At 52.2% G+C, this 3379-nt stretch carries 2 protein-coding genes; one reads left to right on the top strand and one right to left on the bottom strand.

Annotated features, from left to right (window positions below; all coding sequences use genetic code 11):
* On the bottom strand, window positions 1-2292 hold a 2292-nt coding region (locus ACETWG_01905; GenBank protein ID MFB0515341.1), incomplete at its 3' end, for a S8 family serine peptidase.
* 851 nt (window positions 2293-3143) lie between these two features.
* Here ACETWG_01905 and ACETWG_01910 point away from each other — a divergent pair.
* The coding region (locus ACETWG_01910; GenBank protein MFB0515342.1) for a hypothetical protein at window positions 3144-3379 on the top strand (236 nt) is incomplete at its 3' end.

Raw genomic sequence — 3379 nt, forward strand, 5'->3', positions numbered from 1 at the left:
TTCAACGCTCCCGATCCACCAGGTGCCGTCGACCGTAGCATTTGCTACGGGGCTTTCGCTGGCGTCGTGCACCGTGATAGTGACGGTCGCCTTCCACCACTTTTTTCCTGTAGCGCGGCTTGCCCCGTCCAGATCGCCCACATGCATGGTGTCTTGCGGCATTTCGTTATCGTGATTGGTCACCGCCACATCGGCCGCGTCGAGGCCACTGTAATCTGAGTCATCGCTCATTGCCGGTTTGGTTATGATCGTGTAGTTGATGTCGCCATCTGCGATATCGTCGTCCACACCGGTTACCGTCACTGTCTGGGGTGTGGCACCATTTGCGGGGACAAAGGTCAGAGACTTCGGTGAGACCATTCCTTCCGTTGCGTCGGAGGAGTACAGGTTGATCGTGACGTTTGCCGTAGGCAAAGTGTTGAGGACCACGCTGAACGTGGCGGTGTCACCGTTCTCAGTTGTGACCAATCCGGAGGTGGGCGTCACTGTAATTCCCGGGGCAGAGAGGACCACTGCCAGCGCCGGCTCAGCCTGGATGAAACCCCACCCGCTGTCGTAGTCGAAGCCTTCGACCTCCATGTCTAGAGCGGTCTCTTCCAGGTATGCATATATTTCTTCAGGGAATAAAGATGAATCTGCTTCGCGCATCAAAGCCGCCACACCGGCCGCATGCGGAGCTGAGGCTGACGTACCGAAGAAGTTCGGATAGTCGTCGTCATCCTGTGAAATATCAGACCCGAAGAAAGTGGTATTGGTGCCGTCCGGACCCACAATCTCGGGCTTGGGCCGCTCGACCGGACCAATCGAATTACCGGATGTATCAAACAGGATCGGCGTGGGACCGGCCGACGAGAATGGCTCCAGGAGCGGCGGGTTCTCGAATGCAGGCGTGTTCTCGTAGAATGTAGCCCCAACAGCCTCGGCTGAGGCCGCATTGGCATGTCCGTAGATCGTGCCGCTTCCCTCGTTGTCGGTAGCCTGGCCACCTCCGAACCTGACGTACTTCATCAACCCGGGGTCCGAGCCCTCGTATTGCACGATAATGAGGTTCACCAATACATCCGAGGTGCCGGTGTTGATCACTCCCAAGATCTCCACGGGGTCTCCACCGATGTTGGCGTCGACACCACCCGCCAGAATAAACGCTCCCCACTCATCCAGGAGGTATATGTCCATATCGGTATCCGCGCCGGAGCATCCTTCTATGGGGCTGGGATGCCCACAGACTGAGTAGAAGGGGTCGTCCCACTGGAATGAGATGATGAATGTGGCTCCTGCAGGGATGGTGATTGCCTGGGTGACATTCCCGTCCCCGAAGTCATGGAGGACGCCACCGTAGAAAGGGGGTGCCCCCGAGAGATGGATGAAGCCTCCAGGCGGAAGGAATCCCTCAGGACTAAAAGGGTCTTGATAGGCTTTGCGGCCATTGTTTCCGGCCGAGGAGAAATAGGCAACGCCATCAGCCACCACGCTATCTATGGCCTGGGCAATGATACCGTCCTGAAACATCGGCTCGGCCAGGTAGATCACGTCGTCCACGATGATGTCGACCCCAAGGTTCGCCAGTTCTCGGATGCCTGAGGCGAAATCGGCTTGACCATTGAATGCCGTGTGAAATGCCAGGCTGGCGCCCGGCGCCACGTCATGAATGAGCTGCATTATGGCGCGCCCTTCGTCGGTACCCGAACCACATCCAGGATCCTCTGCCAGCACGACGATTCCCCCTGGCAAGTCACCGGTATTAACATCGACTGCAGCGCCACCCAAGCAGTCGAAACTGTCCGAGAGCACACCCACGGTGACACCCGTTCCATCCAGGCCGAAGTAGGTACGGGCAATGTCGGAGCCCATAGCTTTATCGCCTTGACTGGTTACCTCTCCCATATTCGTCATCGCATAGGCCGGCCGTGCGTGTTTGAGGCGTGCCAGGCTGGCCATGCTCTTGATTGCGCGAATGGGTAGCTGCCCGGAAACCACTCGGGCAGAGGCCGAAGCCTTTTTTAGGCCCAACCCTTTGAGGTCGGATTTCAAGGCATCCGCCTCCGGTTCCCGGTGGACGACTGCGTCGATCACTACCCGATTACCGATCACTGGCAACAAGGGATTGCTGGGCTTGAACCCAACGTCGCTACCCTGCTGCGTGACATAGGCGTTGTATTCTCGGTACAAATTGGCCAAATCGAAGCCAACTCTGGCCATAAGCCCTTTCTTGTCGCTACCTGCCTGCACCCCGCTGCTGACCAGCATCAGCAACGCCATAACAAAGACGGAACATAAGACTATTTTTTTCATGGTAATTTCCTCCCAAGTCCCGCTGTGAATCTTGGCATCTTTGGCCAAGCACTCCTGGGCATTGGCACAGAATGCCAGTGGAAGCAACTTTCGTTCCGACTTCTATCATGAACAAAATCGCGCATAATTGGGTAAAAATATCGTATTCTTTTGAACAGTTTGGTAGTGAAAATATGCCATACATTTAGAAAAAGGGCGAAAGATAGTAACAAATGTGGCAGTAATTTTCGGTTTTGTATTTCTCCGATGATAAACTTCCTCTATTTTGAGATGGGTTCTATCCCGGTTGTGAGCATAATCTTCACTTGATTCCTTCACGGGTACGATTTTTCCATTAGTGCCTTCAACCTCATACTTTAAACATCCTTGGCCAAAGTTGCACAAAGAGTTCTTCTCTTATTGAGTCCCATTTCTGTACCAGGAATACAAATTTGTAATTCGGGCTTTCGAAGAAGTATGAGACCCAAAACTATTATTGAGCGAGCTTTGACACTGTCTATATAATCTTCGATTCCATTTTACGCTTTTTGACGATAGCATCACGGTGGCTCGCAATTTGCTTTATTTAAAGCTTACCTTGAGGTGCCCGGCTCAATAATGAATACCAATAGAAAAATTCACTCAACACTAATTAGTTGCCAGAGGGGCAATGAAAAGGGCACAAAATTGCGTGCTGATAGTCTCGGAAGTTATCTCACAAGCCATTTTCCCAAAATCGACTCAAACCGTTTGATAGCCAGAAGAATCGGAAAGCCGGAAAAAATTGGACAGAATCAAGAGTTTAATGTTTTGATTTATCCATTGATTTTGTTATGATAAAAGATTATAGCCAATGAAGGAGGAAGAAGATCATGAACAGGTGGTTTTCAGGTAGAGGCACTGGAAAGGAAAGGCCCGTTGAAGTTATATTGTCCACCTTCTTAGTACTCATTTGCATCATGATCTGGGCGGGAAAATCCTCACTGCAGGCTTCTGAGGACAATGGGTATACCGTTGAAGTGAGCTTTCCTAACGATGCACAGGCACAGCATGCCGAAAACATTGCCACTTCGGCTGCACTGCGAGATGCTGACGTAGTCGCGGCTTT

It is taken from the genome of Candidatus Neomarinimicrobiota bacterium (genome assembly GCA_041862535.1).
GTDB lineage: Bacteria > Fidelibacterota > Marinisomatia > SCGC-AAA003-L08 > TS1B11.